12 protein-coding genes are annotated in these 18,369 nt (G+C 68.4%); 11 read left to right on the top strand and 1 reads right to left on the bottom strand.

Features of this window, described 5'->3' with window-relative positions; all coding sequences use genetic code 11:
• Positions 1 to 63: 63 nt before the first annotated feature.
• The 4 genes from ABI214_RS13065 (at position 64) to ABI214_RS13050 (ending at position 6,470) form a co-directional block, all read left to right on the top strand.
• Positions 64 to 2,922, top strand: a complete 2,859-nt coding sequence (locus ABI214_RS13065; RefSeq protein ID WP_348602971.1) for a beta strand repeat-containing protein — start codon at positions 64 to 66, stop codon at positions 2,920 to 2,922.
• A 278-nt stretch (positions 2,923 to 3,200) separates the two neighbouring features.
• The gene (locus ABI214_RS13060; RefSeq protein WP_348602970.1) at positions 3,201 to 4,712 is read left to right on the top strand and encodes an Ig-like domain-containing protein; all 1,512 of its coding nucleotides are present in this window, start codon (positions 3,201 to 3,203) and stop codon (positions 4,710 to 4,712) included.
• A gap of 104 nt (positions 4,713 to 4,816) precedes the next feature.
• Positions 4,817 to 5,584: a lysophospholipid acyltransferase family protein gene (locus ABI214_RS13055; protein ID WP_348602969.1), complete on the top strand. Its 768-nt coding sequence runs from the start codon at positions 4,817 to 4,819 to the stop codon at positions 5,582 to 5,584.
• 61 nt (positions 5,585 to 5,645) lie between these two features.
• Positions 5,646 to 6,470, top strand: a complete 825-nt coding sequence (locus ABI214_RS13050) for an HAD family hydrolase (RefSeq protein ID WP_348602968.1) — start codon at positions 5,646 to 5,648, stop codon at positions 6,468 to 6,470.
• A gap of 72 nt (positions 6,471 to 6,542) precedes the next feature.
• On the opposite strand, the gene ABI214_RS13045 is transcribed toward ABI214_RS13050, so the two are convergent.
• Entirely contained in the window at positions 6,543 to 8,546 is a 2,004-nt protein-coding gene (locus tag ABI214_RS13045; protein WP_348602967.1) for an N-acetylmuramoyl-L-alanine amidase, read from the bottom strand.
• Between the two features lie 383 nt (positions 8,547 to 8,929).
• Here ABI214_RS13045 and ABI214_RS13040 point away from each other — a divergent pair, with 383 nt between their 5' ends.
• The 7 genes from ABI214_RS13040 (at position 8,930) to zomB (ending at position 18,033) form a co-directional block, all read left to right on the top strand.
• Entirely contained in the window at positions 8,930 to 10,654 is a 1,725-nt protein-coding gene (locus tag ABI214_RS13040) for a SpoIID/LytB domain-containing protein (RefSeq protein ID WP_348602966.1), read from the top strand.
• A gap of 143 nt (positions 10,655 to 10,797) precedes the next feature.
• On the top strand, positions 10,798 to 11,559 hold the full coding sequence (locus ABI214_RS13035; protein WP_348602965.1) for a MerR family transcriptional regulator: 762 nt from the start codon (positions 10,798 to 10,800) through the stop codon (positions 11,557 to 11,559).
• 90 nt (positions 11,560 to 11,649) lie between these two features.
• Entirely contained in the window at positions 11,650 to 12,870 is a 1,221-nt protein-coding gene (gene glf, locus ABI214_RS13030) for a UDP-galactopyranose mutase (RefSeq protein WP_348602964.1), read from the top strand.
• A complete protein-coding gene (locus tag ABI214_RS13025; protein ID WP_348602963.1) occupies positions 12,867 to 14,723 on the top strand; it encodes a glycosyltransferase in 1,857 nt (618 codons plus the stop codon). The genes glf and ABI214_RS13025 overlap by 4 nt, the downstream gene beginning before the upstream one ends.
• Positions 14,707 to 15,222 carry a phosphatase PAP2 family protein gene (locus ABI214_RS13020; protein WP_280761515.1) on the top strand — a complete coding sequence of 172 codons (516 nt, stop codon included), beginning with the start codon at positions 14,707 to 14,709 and terminating at the stop codon, positions 15,220 to 15,222. The genes ABI214_RS13025 and ABI214_RS13020 overlap by 17 nt, the downstream gene beginning before the upstream one ends.
• Positions 15,219 to 16,124, top strand: a complete 906-nt coding sequence (locus ABI214_RS13015) for a decaprenyl-phosphate phosphoribosyltransferase (protein WP_348602962.1) — start codon at positions 15,219 to 15,221, stop codon at positions 16,122 to 16,124. The genes ABI214_RS13020 and ABI214_RS13015 overlap by 4 nt, the downstream gene beginning before the upstream one ends.
• 28 nt (positions 16,125 to 16,152) lie before the next feature.
• Positions 16,153 to 18,033 carry a flagellar motor control protein ZomB gene (gene zomB, locus ABI214_RS13010; protein ID WP_348602961.1) on the top strand — a complete coding sequence of 627 codons (1,881 nt, stop codon included), beginning with the start codon at positions 16,153 to 16,155 and terminating at the stop codon, positions 18,031 to 18,033.
• Positions 18,034 to 18,369: the final 336 nt, after the last annotated feature.

The following is an 18,369-nucleotide window of genomic DNA, read 5'->3' as shown; positions in this document are numbered from 1 at the left end:
TGTTGCGCGGTCCGGCCTTTCGATTTCTCCGGAGCCGCGAGCGCTCTGGAGGGAGAATCGACAATGGCCCGATCGACGGCACGAAGAATCTTTTCGGCCACCGCAGTCGGCGCGGTCGCCGCGGGATTCGTGGTGGCTGCGGGTGTGGGTTCGGCTGGCGCGGCCCCGGGTTCGGCGACGTGGACCGATGGCAGCAGCAAGTTCACCCGGACGGTGAGCAACTCGACCCCTGCGGTGGGTGAAACCGTCACGGTGTCGACCAAGTTCGAGCGCACCGGTGGCGTGGTGGAGTGGTTGCAGGCGGTCAAGGACCTGCACCCGACGTGTCTGACGTATGTCAGCGGAAACACGGGCGGCCCGGAGGTTGCACCGGATTACGTGCGGGTGACCGGTAATTGGCCGGTGTACCCGAACATCGATCCGAAGTCGCAGACCTTCAGCTTCAACTACCTGGTGACCGCGGCGTGTGCCCGCGCGACGCCGCTGATGACGACGATGCACTACTCGGGAAGCCTGGGTAGCGGCACGTACACGGACAAGGGTCCGACGATCACGGTGGCGAAGGATGCCACCACCACCACGCTGGCAGCGGTGCCGACTCCGATGCTCACGGGGCAGTCGGTGACGTTGTCGGCGACGGTGACCGGTGCCGCGCAGGGCAACACGGTGGAGTTCTACGACGGCGGCACGAAGCTCGGTGAGAGCCAGATCAACGCTGCCGGCGTCGGCACGTTCGCGTGGACGCCGGCGACGGCGGGAGCGCGGAGCCTGTCCGCGAAGTTCGCGGGCACTGCCGTTGCCAACTCTTCGCAGTCGGCGGCGCAGAACGTGCAGGTGAACGCCCCTGCCGGCACGACGGTCGCGTTGTCGGTTCCGGGTACCGCGCTGACCGGTGCGCCGGTCACGCTGACGGCCAACGTCGCTCCGCAGAACGCGACGGGCACGGTGCAGTTCAAGGACAACGGGACGAGCATCGGTTCCCCGGTGCCCGTGTCGAACGGTCAGGCGTCGGTGCAGCACACGTTCACGGCGTCGGGTGCGCACAGCATCACCGCGGACTTCGTCGGCGGCTCGGGTTTCGTGAACTCGTCGGCGCCGGCACAGACGGTGAACGTCAGCGTGCCGGACGTCGCGACCACGACGACCGTGACGGCTCCGGGTACGGCGCAGGCCGGTGCTGAGGTGACGTTGTCGGCCGACGTCACACCGCATCCGGGTGGCGGCACCGTGCAGTTCAAGGACAACGGCGCCGACATCGGTTCGCCGGTGGCGCTGTCGAACGGTACCGCGCAGCTGCCGTACACCTTCACGACGGCAGGTGACCGCAGCATCACCGCCGTGTTCTCCGGCTCGGCCGGGTTCGCGGGATCGACGTCGGCGGCGCAGACGGTGAATGTCAGCGTTCCGGATGTCGCGACCACGGCCACGCTCACCGTCCCGCCGACGGCGGAGACGGGGCAGCAGGTGACGCTGACCGCGAACCTGGATCCGACGAACGCGTCGGGCACGGTGCAGTTCCAGGAGAACGGTACGAACATCGGTTCGCCGGTGGCGGTCTCGAATGGTGCCGCGAGCCTGCAGCACACGTTCACCACGGTCGGAAGCCACGGCATCGCCGCGGTGTTCACCGGTAACCAGGGCTTCACGAACTCGACCGCGGCAGCGCAGACGGTGACCGTCAGCAACCCGGTCGTCCCGGACGTCTCGACGACCACCACGATCGATGTTCCAGCGACCGCGGTGAAGGGAACAACCACGACGCTCACCGCGACCGTCAACCCGGGCGACGCGTCCGGCACGGTGCAGTTCCTGGACGGGCAGACGCCGATCGGCAGCCCGGCTACCGTGGCGAACGGCTCGGCGTCCCTGCAGTACTCGTTCCAGACCTCCGGTAGCCACAGCATCTCGGCCGTGTTCACCGGTGCCACGGGCTTCCTCGACTCGACGGCTCCGGTCAAGTCGATCGCGGTGACCGATCCGGTGGCCCAGGACGTCACGACCACCACGTCTCTCACCGCCCCTGCCACGGCTCAGACGGGCCAGCAGGTGACGCTGACCGCGAACCTGGATCCGGCGAACGCCGCGGGTTCGGTGCAGTTCAAGGACGGTAACGCCAACATCGGTGGCCCCGTTGCGGTCTCGAACGGCAAGGCGATTGCGCAGGCGACGTTCAACACGGCCGGTCAGCACAGCATCACGGCGGTGTTCACCGGCAGCACGGGCTTCAAGAGTTCGACGTCGGCGGCCCAGACGGTGAGCGTGAGCAACGCGGTGGCGCAGACGACACTGACGGTGTCGGCGCCGTCCGCTGCCCAGACCGGTTCGGCGGTCACCCTGTCGGCGGCGGTGAACCCCGCCAACGCCGCGGGCACGGTGCAGTTCACGGACGGTGGCAGCAACATCGGAGCCCCCGTCCAGGTCTCCGGCGGTGCGGCGAGCCTTCAGCACACGTTCACCGCTGGTGGTGCGCACACGATCGGCGCGACGTTCACAGCTGCGGCCGGTTTCACGGATGCGACCGCATCGACGAAGACGGTCCAGGTGTCCGTCCCGACCCCGGACGACACGGTCACCACGACCACCGCGACCGCGCCCGCAACGGCGACCGTCGGCCAGTCGGTGACGTTATCGGCCACCGTTGCCGGCGGGCAGAACCTGCCCGGCACCGTCCAGTTCTACGACGGTGACACCCCGATCGGCGGCAACGTCGCTCTCGTCAATGGCGTTGCCACGCTGGCACACACCTTCACCACCGAGGGTGCGCATCTCATCACCGCGCGCTACTCCGGCGGGCAGGGTGTGAAGGCGTCGGTCTCGCCGGCACAGACGGTCCAGGTGACGGCCGGCGGCGGTGGAAACACTGGCGGAACCGGTAGCGCCGGCTCGCTCGGCACCATGTTCGGTTCGCTCGGCGGCAGCTAGGCCTTCGGTTCCAGACGAACGCACGCGGCGAGGCCCCGACCTGCACGAGGTCGGGGCCTCGTGCGCTCTCGACCCGAATCGATCGGTTTCCGCCCTGCGCCCAGGCCGCGCCGTCTACAGTGTGAGCGCAATCCACCCGTCGGGGCAGTTGGGGTGAGGCACGGCACGCGTTCGATGAGGGAGAGCGCATGCCGATTTCGGCAAACGTGTTCTCCTGAGCGTGGTTCCGGCATGCGCACATCCGGTAGGCGCTCTCCGCTGCTTCGAGAGGAATGCCTGTGGTTCGATCCATCACCCGACGCGTAGCGTCGGCGGTCGTCGCCGGAGCGATGACCGTCAGCGTGGCTGCTGTCGGTCAAGTCCTGTGGGGGGCCGGCGCCGCGGCCGCGGCCCCGATCTCGCAGACTGTCACCACTTCCAACATCGTGGCGACCAAGAAGGTCGAACCCGCTGTTGCTCACCCCGGTGAGACCGTCACCACCACCATCACGTTCAAGACCAACGGCGGGGTCGATCGTTACCTCGAGTACCTCGTCGACTACCCGCCGGCCGGATACGTACTGCAGAACGTCACCGGCAACGTGTGGCGCAGCGCGTTCGGCAACCTGAACAATCCGTCGCTGTACGACGGTGCGGCCGTGCAGAGTTCGACCGACGGAGCCGTCTCGCTCAAGTGGACCGACGCGTCGGTCGCGCTCGCACTGATTCCCGGGAACGGGCTCCTGAACAAGACCCCGGAGCTGACGTTCACCTACAAGGTGGCCGACGACGCCCAGCCGGGTCCGCGTAGCACCGGGATGTCGTTCAAGCCCTACGCCGATTCGCGCCAGGACTTCAACCCCATGACCGGACTCGCCGTGCAGGTCGATCCCCGCGCGACGACCACCGAGGTGTCCGCGCCGGCCACCGCCGTGACGGGCACCCCCGTCACCCTGTCCGCCACCGTGACGCCGTCCAGCGCCTCCGGCACCGTGCAGTTCCGGGACAACGGAAACGCCATCGGTGCGCCGGTGCAGGTTTCGGGTGGATTCGCGACCATGTCGCATACGTTTGCGGCGACGGGTTCGCACAGCATCACCGCCGTGTTCACCGGAACGGCCACGTTCGCGTCGTCGACGTCCGAGCAGCGGATCGTCGCGGTCACGGCACCCGACGTCGCGACCACGACCACGCTGACCGTCCCGACCGACGCCAAGACCGGCACGTCGGTGCAGCTGACGGCGTCCGTGGCGCCGTCGGGCGCCTCCGGCGCCGTGCAGTTCCGGGACAACGGCGCCGACATCGGCGCACCGGTCCCGGTGTCCGGCGGCGTCGCGAGCCTGCAGCACACGTTCACGACGACCGGTACGCACAACATCGTCGCGGTGTTCAACGCGGGCAGCGGCTTCGTCGGCTCCACCTCACCGGTGCGTACGGTCCTCGTGACGGAACCGGCGCCGGGCGACATCTCGTCGTCGACGACGGTCACCGCACCCGCCAACGCGACGGTCGGCCAGCAGGTCCAGCTGTCGGCCCAGGTCTCCGGCGCCGCGACGCTCCCGGGGACGGTGCAGTTCTACGACGGCAACACCGCGATCGGGACGCCGCTGCAGCTCGTCGGTGGTGCCGCGACGCTGACTTACACGTTCACGACGGCCGGCACGCACGAAGTCGTCGCCGTCTATTCCGGTGGATCGGGTGTCACCGGTTCGTCGTCGGTACCGCAGGTGGTCCAGGTCACCAACCAGGGCGGCGGCCCAGGTACCGGTAGCGCCGGCTCGCTCGGCGGCATCCCCCTGTTCGGTTCCTGATCCCGGAACCTACCGTCGGTCCCCTGCCGTGATCCGGCAGGGGACCGCGTCGTCTGGGGGCGCGAAGTGCTCTCGATCACGCGTCGCCGACTACGCTGCTCTCTGTGGAACCCTTCTACCGAACGATCATCGGCATCGCTCGCGGCGTGTTCGCAGGCCAGGGGCTGAAGTTCACCGTCACCGGCGAGGAACACATCCCGGCGACGGGCGGTGCGGTGGTTGCCATCAACCACACCGGCTACATGGACTTCACCTATGCCGGTCTGCCGGCGCGGGCGGTCAATCGATACATCAGGTTCATGGCGAAGAAGGACGTCTTCGTCCACAAGATCTCCGGCCCGATGATGCGGGCCATGAAGCACATTCCGGTCGATCGCGCCGCGGGCAGCGAGTCGTACCGGGCCGCGGTGCAGGCGCTGCGCGACGGCGAGCTGGTGGGCGTGTTCCCCGAGGCAACCATCAGTCGCAGCTTCGAGCTCAAGGAGTTCAAGTCCGGCGCCGCCCGCATGGCGCTCGAGTCCGGGACCCCGGTGATCCCGATGGTGATCTGGGGCTCGCAGCGGGTGTGGACCAAGGGGTATCCGAAGCGGCTGGGCCGGACCAACACCCCGATCTCGATCGCCGTCGGCGAGCCGATCACGCCGTTCGAACCGGCATCCGAGATGACGGCGCTGCTGCACACCCGCATGGAGGAGTTGCTGCGCGGCGTGCAGGCGAGCTACGAGCACCCGGCGGGCGAGTACTGGGTGCCCGCCCGGCTCGGTGGCGGGGCGCCGACGCTCGAGGAAGCGAACAAGATGGACGCCGCGGAGGCCGAAGCCAAGGCCGCGCGCCGCAGCAAGGAGACCGGGGGACGTAACGCCGCGTCGTGAGTTTGCGCTCATCCGCGCGCTTCCGTCGGCGTACCGCCACCCGTAGGGGCAGAATGGCCCGGTGCCCCCCGAACTCCCCAGCCTCGTCGCCAGCGATGTCGACGGCACCCTGATCGACGACGACGAACGCGTCACCGCCCGCACCCGCGAGGCGGTGCGGACCGTCGTCGCGTCCGGCACCCCGTTCGTCCTCGCCACGGGTCGACCGCCGCGCTGGCTCGGCCCCGTCGTCGAAGGCCTCGGGTTCGCGCCGCTCGCGGTGTGCGCCAACGGTGCGGTCCTCTACGACGCGGAGGCCGACCGTGTGCTCGAGGCCGCGACGCTGCCCGTCGAGACCCTCGCCTGGCTCGCCGACCTGGTCGACTACGAGCTGCCCGGGGCGGGTCTGGCGGCCGAACGGATCGGTGCCACCGCGCACGACACCGCCACCGCGCAGTTCGTCAGCGCGCCGGGGTACGAGCACGCGTGGCTCAACCCCGACCACACCGAGATGGCGCCCGAGGACATCCTGTCCGCGCCGGCCGTCAAGATGCTGATCCGCATCCCCGGCGCCAGGAGCGCCGACATGGCGGCGAAGCTCCGCCCGCTGGTGGGGGAGCGGGCGGACCTCACCTATTCGACGAACAACGGCCTGATCGAGGTGTCGGCGCCCGGCGTGACCAAGGCGTCGGGGCTGCGGCTCGTGGCGCGGCGGCTCGGGGTCGCCGAGTCGGGCATCGTCGCGTTCGGCGACATGCCCAACGACATCCCCATGCTGTCGATGGCGGGACACGGCGTCGCCGTCGAGAACGCGCACCCGGACGCGAAGGCGGCGGCCGACGAGGTCACGGCCACCAACTCCGCCGACGGCGTCGCCCGGGTCCTCGAGCGGATCTGGGCGGACTGAACCCGGAAAACGCCACTGCCCCTTCACGATTCGTGAAGGGGCAGTGGCGTTTTCGGTCGTCCCGATCGGTGATCAGTTGATCCGGACCGGGGCCTCGGAGACCGTGCCGGCCGGGGCCGCGGCCGGAGCCGGGGCGTTGAGGATCGTCGTGACCTGCTTGGTGACCTCGTCGTAGATCATCGAGCCGCGCTCGAAGTCGCTGCGGAAGCCGTTCGAGACCTTGTACTCGTTGGTGATCGGCAGTCCGATGTTGCTCGTGACGCCACCGGATGCCTTCCAGGCGTTGAAGATCTCGCCGACGGTCGAGACCACGCCGCCGTTCGCGGACGTGAAGAGCGCGCCGTTCTGGAAGAAGCCGTACAGCTGTCCCGTTGCCGTGGTCAGCAGGCCGGTCAGCGCGTCACCGAGCATGCCGCGGTTGCCGCCCATGGCGAGCCACTGCCGTGCGATGGGGTTGGAGTCTGCCATCGACAGGATGCCGTTCACGACGGCCGGGATCTGCGCGTTCAGGTCGAGCGAGCCGGCGGGGTTGGGCGCGGGTGTGTTGCCGCCCGAGCTGGGGTTCGTCGGCGGAGTGCTGCCACCGTTGTTTCCGCCGCTGTTGCCGCCGTAGTTGGCCGCGGCGATGTCGCGGATCTGGCCCATCTGGGCGTACGCAGCGCTGCCCGGGCACTCGGTGTAGCCGACGTCGCGGTGCGCGAAGATCGTCGGCAGGACCACCTTCTGTCCCAGCGGGTACTTCGAGTACTGGGTGCCCTCGGAGTACATGGTGACCTGGCCCTTGGGGTTCAGGCCCGCGAGCTTCAGGCGCCATCCGAGGTACTTGCCGACCGACTCGATCGTCGCGGCCGGAGCCGGCTCGTTCACGAAGTTACCCATCATCGCGATACCGACGGTGTTCTCGTTGAAACCACCGGCGTGCGCGCCCTGGACGGGGCGGTCGAGGCCACCGAAGCGGCCCTCGAAGATCTGCCCGTAGCGGTCGACCAGCACGTTGTAGCCGATGTCGCACCAGCCGAGGGTCTGTGCGTGATAGGCGTAGATGCCGCGGACGATGCCCGCGGACTGCTCCCGCGTGTAGTTGTTGCTCTCGGCCGTGTGGTGCACCGTGGCGCCGCCGGTCGAGTCGTCGTAGGTGGGGTTCTGGCAGCGAATGCCCTCGTCCGCGCCCCACGCCCGGCGCGAGATGATGTTGATGCCGTTCACCGACGTCGGCGTGGCGATGTCCGAGAGCTTCGAATCCTGCGGTCCGCTACCGGGATTGATGAGGACTGCCGAGATGTCGTTCGCGGTGACCGTGGCGGCGTGCAGCGGCTTGGACACCGAGGCGGGGACGTAGCCGAGCGGCTGCGGTTCCTCCGTCGACGTGCCCGGCGCCGGCGCCGGTGCGGGTGCCTCCGCGGGGGACGCGCCCGCGTCGCCGGTGGCTGCGGTGCCGGCCTCGCCGGAATCCTTGGGCGTCACCAGGATCTGGAGGGCGTTGGTCTCGCCGACGAAGACGGGATCGGTGCCCTGCTTGCCCGACGATGTCGCCATGTCGGAGCTGCCGGAGTCGATCACGTCGGGAGTGAACCACTCGCCCCACGAGCCGTCGGTCAGCTTCGCGCGCACCTTGGTCACCGTCGACTCGAGGTTCGACGCGGTGAGCGCGACCATCGAGAACGGCTCGTCCCGGGTGATCTCCTTGACCGTCGCGCCGAGCTGATCGGCCGGGATCGTCGTCGCCTCGGGCGTCGGTGCGGGAGCGGCGATGTCGCCGGGCGCAGCCGGTGCGGTCAGCGACGGCAGCGGGATCGAGCCGCCACCCGGAAGCGGGATCTCGGTCGGCAGGGGCAGATCGCGCAGATGGATGTCCGGCAGGTCGAGTCCGGTGAGTTCCTTGAGCGGGATCACGATGTCGGGCACGGACGCGAGCACGACCTCCGCGATCTGCGTGGGGATCGAGGGCGCGGAATCGCTGGCGGAGCGGACGTCCGCGGAATCACTGCTCAGCGCATGGACCGCGAACGGGGTGGCAACCGCCACCGCGGCGACTGCGGCCAGAACGATCGAGTTCCTGGGTCGACGGTGCGGCAAGGCGAATTCTCCTCGTGTTCAGTGCGCGGGGTGTCTTCGTGCGCTGCGAGCGACCTTTCGGCCGAACCGATCCCGGTGGGGTCGGGGTTCGGACTGAATCCTGGGTCCTGTTCCGGGAGGGAGTCCAGGGATCATCCGAGGATGTCTGCAACTTGTGATGCTTATGTTACCGATGTGACTGCAGTTACTTACGTGGCAGATGTTGCCAACACCAGTCACTGTTGCCACACTAGTCGCAACATCCATAACGCTCAACCTTAGCTTGAGCCTTTTCGAGTACCCGGGTCACGGCCGCCCGTTCCGCTCTCCCGCCCGTGACCCACCAGCTGCTACCGCCCCGGAGCTCGAACGATGTCCCGGACTTCAGTGATGAGGAGCGCAGTATGGCGAAACCCCGCCTCCGCACGATGTTGAATCGTGGTGTCCCAATCCGCCGGAAGCGATCCATTGCCGGCCCGTCCACATCGCTCGGCAAGGCCGTCGCGTTCGGTCTCGCGCCGGCGCTCGTCGTCGGCGCCGCGGTGGGCCTGCTCGTCGTCGACCGTGGCGCGAACCCGGAGATCGCTCCCGTCGTCGCCGCGGATACGCCGATCACGCTGAACGGCCACGGCTACGGGCACGGGCGCGGCATGGGGCAGTACGGCGCCTACGGGTACGCCAAGAACCAGGGCTGGTCCGCGGAGCAGATCGTCGGCCACTACTACGGCAACACCACGCTGGGGCGGGTCGACGACCCCTGGGTCGGCGTGCGACTGATCGGCCGCGACGACAAGCCACTCGACGTCTACTCGCCGGCCGGACTGAACGTGGCCGGCCGCTTCTTCGGGGCGAACTCGGCCGCGCACCTCGTCCAGAAGCCCGGTGGTGCCGACGTCGTCGTGACCGACGGGTGCGGCGGTCGCGAGATCTGGCGTGGTTTCACCAACTCGCCGTGGGTCGACCCGGTGAACCTAGGCGGAAACCGTCCGTCGAATGAACACCTGCGGATGTGTGAGGGCAACACCCCGTATCGCGGCGCGATGGGTGCGCTGCGTGACGGCAACGGCGCCTGGCGGACCGTGAACCGCGTCCTGATGGAGGACTACCTCTACGGCGTCGTACCCGCCGAGTCGATCCCGTCATGGGGAGACTCCGGCGGTATGCAGGCGCTGCGCGCCCAGGCCATCGCGGCGCGTTCGTACGCCGCGGCCGAGCGCCGCTACGGGTACGCCCAGACCTGCGACACCCAGTCCTGCCAGGTGTACGGCGGCTCGTCCCGCGAGGACCGCCGCACCACCGACGCCGTGAACACGACGGCCGGCACCGTGCTCAAGCGGGGTAACCAGACCATGGCCGCCGAGTTCTCGTCCTCGTCCGGCGGATTCACCGCCGGCGGCGTCTTCCCGGCCGTGGTCGACGACGGCGACGTCGTCTCGCCGAACCGTAACTGGACGCAGACCGTCAGCGCCGGCGCGATCGCGAACGCGTACGGAGTGGGCGAGTTGATCTCCTTCGACGTGATCGGCCGCAATAACCTGGGCGCCGACGGCGGCCGCGTGACTCGCGTGCGGGTCGTGGGTACGTCCCGCACAGTGGAGGGATCGGGCGACGAGGCGCGCTGGAAGCTCGGCCTCAAGTCGGACTGGTTCACCGTCGGCGGGGGTGGGGGAGCGCCGGGGCCGATTCCGGGGCTGCCGCTGCCGGAGCTGCCGCCGGGTTCGTTGGAGATGCTGGAGACTCTCCCGCTGCCGCCGTTGCCCGGGCTGTCGCCGGGTTCGATCGAGTCGGCGCTCGAGTCGCTCCCGTTGCCGCCGCTCCCTCCGCTCCCTCCTCTGCCGGAGCTGTCGCCGGGCTCGCTCGAGTCGATCCCGTTGCCCATCGCCGCGCCGCTCGATCAGCCCGTCGTCGACACCGAGTCGCCGATCGACGCCAAGTATCGGGAGCTCGGGGGAGCGTTCGGGAACCTCGGTGAACCCACGGGTCCGGAACTGATGTTGGTCGACGAGTCCGGCAAGTTCCGGTCCTACACCGGCGGCACGATCGTGTGGACGCCGACGCTGGGAGCGCGGGTGGTCGACTCGAGCGTGGTCCTGCAGCAGGTGCCGCAGGAGGCCGCCGCCATCACGTAGATCGACCGGACATTCCGAATCGGGCAGGACCCTCGCGCTGCGGGTCCTGCCCGATTCGCGTTTCGCCGCGCTTTCCGCTTGACCTTGACGTTGCGTCAACCTGCACGCTGGGTATACCGACGACGGTCGAGGAGGCGGACACCGTGAACCGAACCGGGGAATGGTCGATCCAGCAGCTGGCGCGGATCACCGGGACGACGAGCCGGACGCTGCGGCACTACGGCAGCCTGGGCTTGCTCGAGCCCAGCCGCATCGGCGCCAACGGCTACCGGTACTACGACCAGCCGGCCCTGGTGCGGCTGCAGCGGATCCTGCTGCTGCGTGAACTGGGGCTGGGACTGGCCGCGATCGCCGACGTCCTCGCCGGCGAAACCGATGCCGCAACTGCGCTGGACACCCACCTCGAGCTCCTCGAGCAGGAACAGGCCCGGCTGGGGCGTCAGATCGCGTCGGTGCGCACAACCCTGGAGAAGACGAGGAGAGGTGAGCCACTGATGGCCGAGGAGATGTTCGACGGATTCGATCACACCCGTTACAAGGACGAGGTGATCGAGCGGTGGGGAGAGCAGGCGTACGAGAGCAGCGACGCATGGTGGCGGTCGCTGTCCGACGACGACAAGTCGGACTTCCGGCAGCGACAGCTCGACATCGCCGCCGACTACGGGCGCGCCCACGCTGCGGGCCTCGCCCCGGACAGCCCGGAGGTGCAGGAGATCGCCGGACGGCACTACGAGTGGGTGGCCGCGGGCTGGCAGGGGCGTCGTCCCGGCGCCGACGCGTTCGCCGGCCTGGGGGAGATGTATGTGGCCGATCCGCGGTTCGCGGAGAACTACGACCGGCACGGCGCCGGCACCGCGGGCTTCGTGCGCGACGCCATGCTCGCGTTCGCCGCGGACCGGCTGTAGCTAGCGCGGGCGGAGGCGGGCGCGCGCGTATCAGGTGGTTGGTGCCACCGGGCACGCGCGTTCCCGCGGTCGTCGCCTACCCTGTCTTCCGTGACTGCCCAAAACGCGCCCCAGTCGTCCGCAGGTCAGTACGACCTCATCATTGTCGGATCCGGATTCTTCGGACTGACGATCGCCGAAAGGGCCGCGACGCAGCTCGGCAAGCGAGTGCTCGTCGTCGAGCGCCGGCACCACCTCGGTGGCAACGCGTACTCGGAGGCAGAGCCCGAGACCGGGATCGAGATCCACAAGTACGGCGCCCACCTGTTCCACACGTCGAACAAGCGGGTGTGGGACTACGTGAACCAGTTCACCGAGTTCACCGGCTACCAGCACCGCGTCTTCGCGATGCACAAGGGGCAGGCCTACCAGTTCCCGCTGGGGCTCGGCCTGGTCTCGCAGTTCTTCGGGCGCTACTTCAGCCCGGACGAGGCCCGAGCGCTCATCGCCGAGCAGGCCACCGAGTTCGACGTCAAGGACGCGTCCAACCTCGAGGAGAAGGGGATCGCGCTGATCGGCCGCCCCCTCTACGAGGCATTCGTCCGCGACTACACCGCCAAGCAGTGGCAGACCGATCCGAAGAACCTGCCCGCCGGCAACATCACCCGCCTGCCGGTGCGGTACACGTTCGACAACCGCTACTTCAACGACACCTACGAGGGTCTGCCCGTCGAGGGCTACACCGCGTGGCTCGAGAACATGGCGAAGGACGACAAGATCGAGGTCCGGCTGAACACGGACTGGTTCGACGTCCGCGACGACATCCGTGCCGCGAGCCCAGACGCCCCCGTCGTGTACACCGGCCCGCTGGACCGCTACTTCGACTACGCCGACGGCGAGCTGGGCTGGCGCACCCTGGACTTCGAGACCGAGGTCCTGAGCGACTGCGGCGACTATCAGGGCACCCCGGTCATGAACTACAACGACGCCGACGTGCCGTTCACCCGCATCCACGAGTTCCGCCACTTCCACCCGGAGCGGGACTACCCCAAGGACAAGACGGTCATCATGCGCGAGTTCTCCCGCTTCGCGGAGAGCGGCGACGAGCCGTACTACCCGATCAACACCCCCGAGGACCGAGCCAAGCTCGAGGCCTACCGGGTGCGCGCCAAGGCCGAGGCCGCGGAGTCGAAGGTGCTCTTCGGTGGACGCCTCGGCACCTACCAGTACCTCGACATGCACATGGCGATCGCCAGCGCACTGTCGATGTTCGACAACACCCTGCGCCCGCACCTCGAGTCCGGTCAGGCACTCGCCGGGGACCTCGCGTGAGCGCGCTCCTGCAGCGGGTCCTGCTGCCCCGCGCCGGTGAGCCGCTCGACGTCCGCAGCCTCTACATCGAGGAATCCGAGACCAACTCGCATCGCGCGCACGCCACCTCGCGCACGTCGGTGTCGATCGGCGCCGAGTCCGAGGTGTCGTTCTGCAGCTACTTCAACGCGTTCCCCGCGAGCTACTGGCGCCGGTGGAGCATCCTCGAGTCCGTCGTGCTGCGGATCGAGCTGTCCGGACACTGCCGGGTCGACGTCTACCGCTCCAAGGCCGACGGATCGCGGATCCACGTGGAGGGCAAGGAGTTCCGCGAGGGCGTCCTCGAGTTCGAGATCGATCTCGGCCCGTTCGAGGACGGCGGCTGGATCTGGTTCGACATCACTGCCGACGCGGACGTCGAACTGCTTAGTGCCGGATGGCATGCGCCGATCGACGCGCCCGGTGAGGCGAACGTTGCGGTGGGTATCCCCACGTTCAACCGGCCCACCGACTGTGTCAAGGCGCTGCAGGCGCTCGCGTCGGATCCGCTGGTGGCCGACGTGGTCAAGAAGGTCATCGTGCCGGACCAGGGCACCCGCAAGGTTCGCGACGAGCCCGGCTTCGACGAGGCCGCGGCCGCGCTCGGCGACAAGCTCACCATCCACGACCAGGGCAACCTCGGTGGCTCCGGTGGCTACAGCCGCATCATGTACGAGGCGTTGAAGAACACGGACTGCGAGCAGATCCTGTTCATGGACGACGACATCGAGATCGAGCCCGACTCGATCCTGCGCGCGCTCGCGATGTCGCGGTTCGCCAAGAGCCCGATCCTGGTCGGCGGCCAGATGCTCAATCTGCAGGAGCGCAGCCACCTCCACACGATGGGTGAGGTGATCAAGCGCGAGAACTTCATGTGGTCCGCGGCGCCGAATGTCGAGTACGACCACGACTTCGCCAAGCGTCCCCTCAGTGATCGCGACCGTTCGCGACTGCTGCACCGGCGCATCGACGTCGACTTCAACGGCTGGTGGATGTGCATGATCCCGCGGCAGGTCGCCGAGGAGATCGGTCAGCCGCTGCCGCTGTTCATCAAGTGGGACGACGTCGAATACGGCCTGCGCGCAAGGACAGCCGGCTACCCCACGGTGACCATGCCGGGCACCGCGATCTGGCACATGGCGTGGAGCGACAAGGACGACGCCATCGACTGGCAGGCGTACTTCCACCTGCGCAACCGACTCGTCGTGGCGGCGCTGCACATGCCCGACAAGAACGGCGTCGCCAGCCTGATCGCCGACACGGTCAAGGCCACTGTCAAGCACCTGCTGTGCCTCGAGTACTCGACCGTCGCGATCCAGAACCTCGCGATCCAGGACTTCCTGGCCGGGCCCGAGCACGTTGCCGAACTGCTGCCGACCGCACTCGGCACCGTGCACGCGCTGCGCAAGGAATACCCGGACGCTGTCGTCCTGCCGTCGTCGACCAGCCTGCCGCTGCCGTCTCGTGAGGACGTCGGCAACGTCAGCCTGCCGACCAACAAGGTGGCCATCGCCACCCGCCTGGTCAAGGGCCTGATCCACAACGCGAAGAAGGCCAAGCCCGAGCACCTCGAGCAGCCGCAGCTGAACGTCCCGACGCTGGACGCGCGCTGGTTCCTGCTGTCGCAGGTGGACGGTGTGACCGTCACCACCGCCGACGGCCGTGGCGTCGTCTACCGCAAGCGGGACCCGCGGATCGCCGCGCGCCTGTTCAAGGAGTCGCTGCGCCTGCGCCGTGAACTCGCCGAGCGTTTCCCCGAACTCAAGCGCGAGTACAAGGCCGCCGTGCCGGAGCTGACCAGCAAGGAGAGGTGGGAACGTGTCTTCGGCATCTGAGGTCCGGATCCTGCAGACCGTGCAGGGCACGATCGGCTCCAAGCCGGCCGTGGTCCGGGCGGCGCGCGGACTGTCGCACTTCGGTGAGCACGCCCTCGGCTGGGTCGCCGTCGCGGGTGTCGGTGCCGCGCTGGACAAGCCGCGCCGCCGCCGCTGGGCCGGTGTCGCCGTCGGCGCCGTCGGCGCCCACGCGGCGTCGATCGTCATCAAGCGTGTCGTCCGCCGCCCCCGCCCGAACGACCCGTCCGTACAGGTCAACGTGTCGACGCCGAGCAAGCTGAGCTTCCCGTCGTCGCACGCCACGTCCACCACTGCGGCGGCTGTACTTCTCGGTCGGCTCACCGGGCTACCCTTGCCTGCGGTACTGGTCCCGCCGATGCTGATTTCGCGCCTGGTTCTGGGCGTGCACTACCCGACCGATGTCCTGGCCGGGTCGGCACTCGGCGCCGTGTCCGCGGCTGCCGTGCTGCGGGCCGAGCAGAAGTTTGGAGTGAAATGAGCGAGGAGCCGGCGGTCGTCACCGGACCCCCGAAGACCCTGGCCGGCGGCATCGTCAAGGCCGTCCGCCCGCGGCAGTGGGTCAAGAACGTGCTCGTGCTCGCGGCGCCGCTCGCGGCCGGGTCCGTCACCGAGGTCGACGTCCTGCTGCCGGTCGCGCTCGCGTTCGTCGTGTTCTGCATGGCGGCGTCGGGCATCTACCTCGTCAACGACGCGATGGACGTCGAGGCCGACCGGGCTCACCCGACCAAGCGGTTCCGGCCCATCGCGGCCGGGGTGCTGCCGGTCAACCTGGCCTACGGCATGGCGTTCGTCCTGCTGGCCGGCTCGATTGTGCTGTCGTTCGCCGCGAACTGGCAGCTCGCCGTCGTCATGGCCGTGTACATCGCGATCCAGCTGGCGTACTGCTTCGGCCTCAAGCATCAGGCTGTGCTCGACATCTGCATCGTCTCGTCGGGCTTCCTGCTGCGCGCGATCGCCGGTGGTGTCGCCGCCGAGATCCCGCTGTCGCAGTGGTTCCTGCTGATCATGGCGTTCGGGTCGCTGTTCATGGCGGCCGGCAAGCGGTACGCCGAGCTGCAGCTGGCCGAGCGCACGGGCGCGAAGATCCGCAAGGCCCTGCAGAACTACACCGGCACCTACCTGCGCTTCGTGTGGACGCTGTCGGCCACCGCCGTCGTGATCTGCTACGGCCTGTGGGCGTTCGAGCAGGATCGCGCCAACGACACCAACTGGTTCGCGATCTCGATGGTGCCCTTCACGATCGCTATCCTGCGTTACGCCGTTGACGTCGATGGGGGCGAGGCGGGGGAGCCGGAAGAGATTGCACTGGGCGACCGGGTGCTCCAGTTCCTCGCGATTGCCTGGATCGGAGTAGTAGGTGTCGCTGTCTACCTCGTCTGAGCCGACACGCACAGCCGACGAACCCGCGGTGGAGCCGCGCCCGCAGGGCGCCTGGATCTCCCGTGCGGTGTTCGTCGGCGGTGTCGTGCTCACAGCACTCCTGTTCGCGTGGGGTGCGTGGCAACGACGGTGGATCGCCGACGACGGGTTGATCGTGCTCCGCACGGTCCGGAACCTGCTCGCCGGCAACGGTCCCGTGTTCAACGCAGGCGAGCGGGTGGAGGCCAACACCAGCACGCTGTGGACGTACCTCGTCTACGCCTTCGGGTGGATCACCCAGGCCCGGCTCGAGTACGTGGTGCTCGGCCTCGCGCTCGTGCTGTCGGTGTCCGCGGTCGTCCTGGCGATGATCGGCACCGCCCGCCTGTACCGGGCACGCTTCCGCGGCGGTGTCGTGCTGCTGCTCCCGGCGGGCGCGATCGTGTACATCGCGGTTCCTCCCGCCCGCGACTTCGCGACGTCCGGGCTCGAGAGCTGCCTCGTGATCTTCTGGCTGGCGCTGGTGTGGCTGCTGCTGGTCCGGTGGGCGCAGAACCCCGCGCCGTCGTGGCGGTCGGTCCTACTGCTGGCGTTCGTCGCCGGTCTGGGACCGCTGGTCCGGCCCGAGATGGCGATCGTCGGAGGCCTCGCGCTGCTGCTGGTCTTCCTCGCGCCCATCGGCTGGAAGCTGCGCGCGTGGATCGTCGCGGCCGCGGGTCTCGCTCCGGTCGCGTACCAGATCTGGCGCATGGGCTACTACGCCCTGCCCTACCCGAACACCGCTGTCTCCAAGGACGCGGGCGGCGCCAAGTGGTCCCAGGGATTCGCCTACCTGTGGAATCTGGTGGGGCCATACGTGCTGTGGCTGCCGCTCCTGCTGCTCGCGGTCGCGGTCGCCATGGCGTGGTGGCGCGAGCCCGCCCGTCCCGCGGACCGTCCGGAACGTGATGTGGATCACTCCGCGGGGGGCGTGTGGGCGCGATACTCGCGGCGACTGCATTCCCCGGTGGCCGTTGTCGTCTTCATTCTCGGGTGTGGATTGATCCTCGCGATCTATTCGATTCGCGTCGGCGGCGATTTCATGCACGGCCGTGTTCTGCTCCCCGCACTCTTCTGTTTCCTCATTCCGATCTCGGTCATACCGATTCGCGTTCTGCCGCGTTCGGAATGGGGGCGAAACAATGCGACGCTCGCGTTTGCGGTTTCCGCGGTCGCGTGGCTGGCCACGATGGTGTGGGCAATCGCCGCCGCGAACACGGTCGGCATGCCCGCCGGGTCGGCCGTCGGGAAGTCCGGCATCGTCGACGAGCGCGCGTTCTACTCGCTCAACACGGGCCACCGGCACCCCATCCTCGCCGAGGACTACCTCGACTACCCGCGGATGCGCGCGATGGTCCAGGCCATCGCCGACACCCCGGACGGCGGCCTGCTGCTCCCGACGCCGTCGTTCACGAACTGGGACGTCGTCCCGCCGCCCGTGCCGATCCCCGAGGGCGGTGCAGGGCACACCGTCTACTTCCTCAACCTCGGCATGACGAGCATGAATGTCGGTCTGGACGTGAAAGTCCTGGACCAGATGGGTCTCGCGTATCCGATTGCGGCGCATACCGAGCGACTCGAGGGCGGTCGGATCGGTCACGACAAGGTGCTCTACCCGGACTGGGTGGTCGCCGACACCGGAATGGTCCCGGTCCACCCCTGGCTGCCGTGGTACCTCGACGAGGACTGGGTGGCCCAGGCTCGGGTGGCCCTCACGTGCCCCGAGACGGTGGAGCTGAAGGAGTCCTACAGCTCCGAGTTGGACTGGCCCCTCTTCAAGCGAAATCTGCGGAATGCCCTCGATTACGCCGGCTATCGATTCGACCGGGTCCCGAAGTACGAGATCCAGCGCTGCGACCTCGAGATGCCCGAGCCGCTGGGTAATCGCTGAGTCTGTCGTCGGGTCGCCGACCACCGGGAATGACATCTGTGTGAGTCATTCCGGGGGTCGGCGGCCCTGTGCTTTTCTTCACGGCGTTCGGCAGTTCTCGCTGCTATTACGGTGAACGGCGCGTTTCATCTCGGATCCGTAACGCGGAACATGCGCGAAACGATGTCTGGGTGGGCCGGAATGGACCCCCGGGCAACCAGACCGGAATGTTTGTCACAGTTCGATCTGTCGCATACAGTCCACGTCGCGCAGTGTGACCTTGAGCAGTAACTCCGCCGACGTACGCGTCGGCGAACGAGTGGCTGCCCACCGACGGAGTCCACCGGGGCCGCCCAG

Origin of the sequence: Prescottella soli, from assembly GCF_040024445.1 — a bacterium.
GTDB lineage: Bacteria > Actinomycetota > Actinomycetes > Mycobacteriales > Mycobacteriaceae > Prescottella > Prescottella soli.
The sequence above is the reverse complement of the archived record's forward strand: the minus strand, read 5'-3'. Positions and strand labels throughout refer to the sequence as shown.

What these genes read in the sequence shown, in the direction of transcription:
- ABI214_RS13040 (WP_348602966.1), top strand. Translation starts at nt 8,930, where the DNA reads ATGGCGAAACCCCGCCTCCGCACGATGTTGAATCGTGGTGTCCCAATC.
- ABI214_RS13015 (WP_348602962.1), top strand. Translation starts at nt 15,219, where the DNA reads ATGAGCGAGGAGCCGGCGGTCGTCACCGGACCCCCGAAGACCCTGGCC.
- ABI214_RS13065 (WP_348602971.1), top strand. Translation starts at nt 64, where the DNA reads ATGGCCCGATCGACGGCACGAAGAATCTTTTCGGCCACCGCAGTCGGC.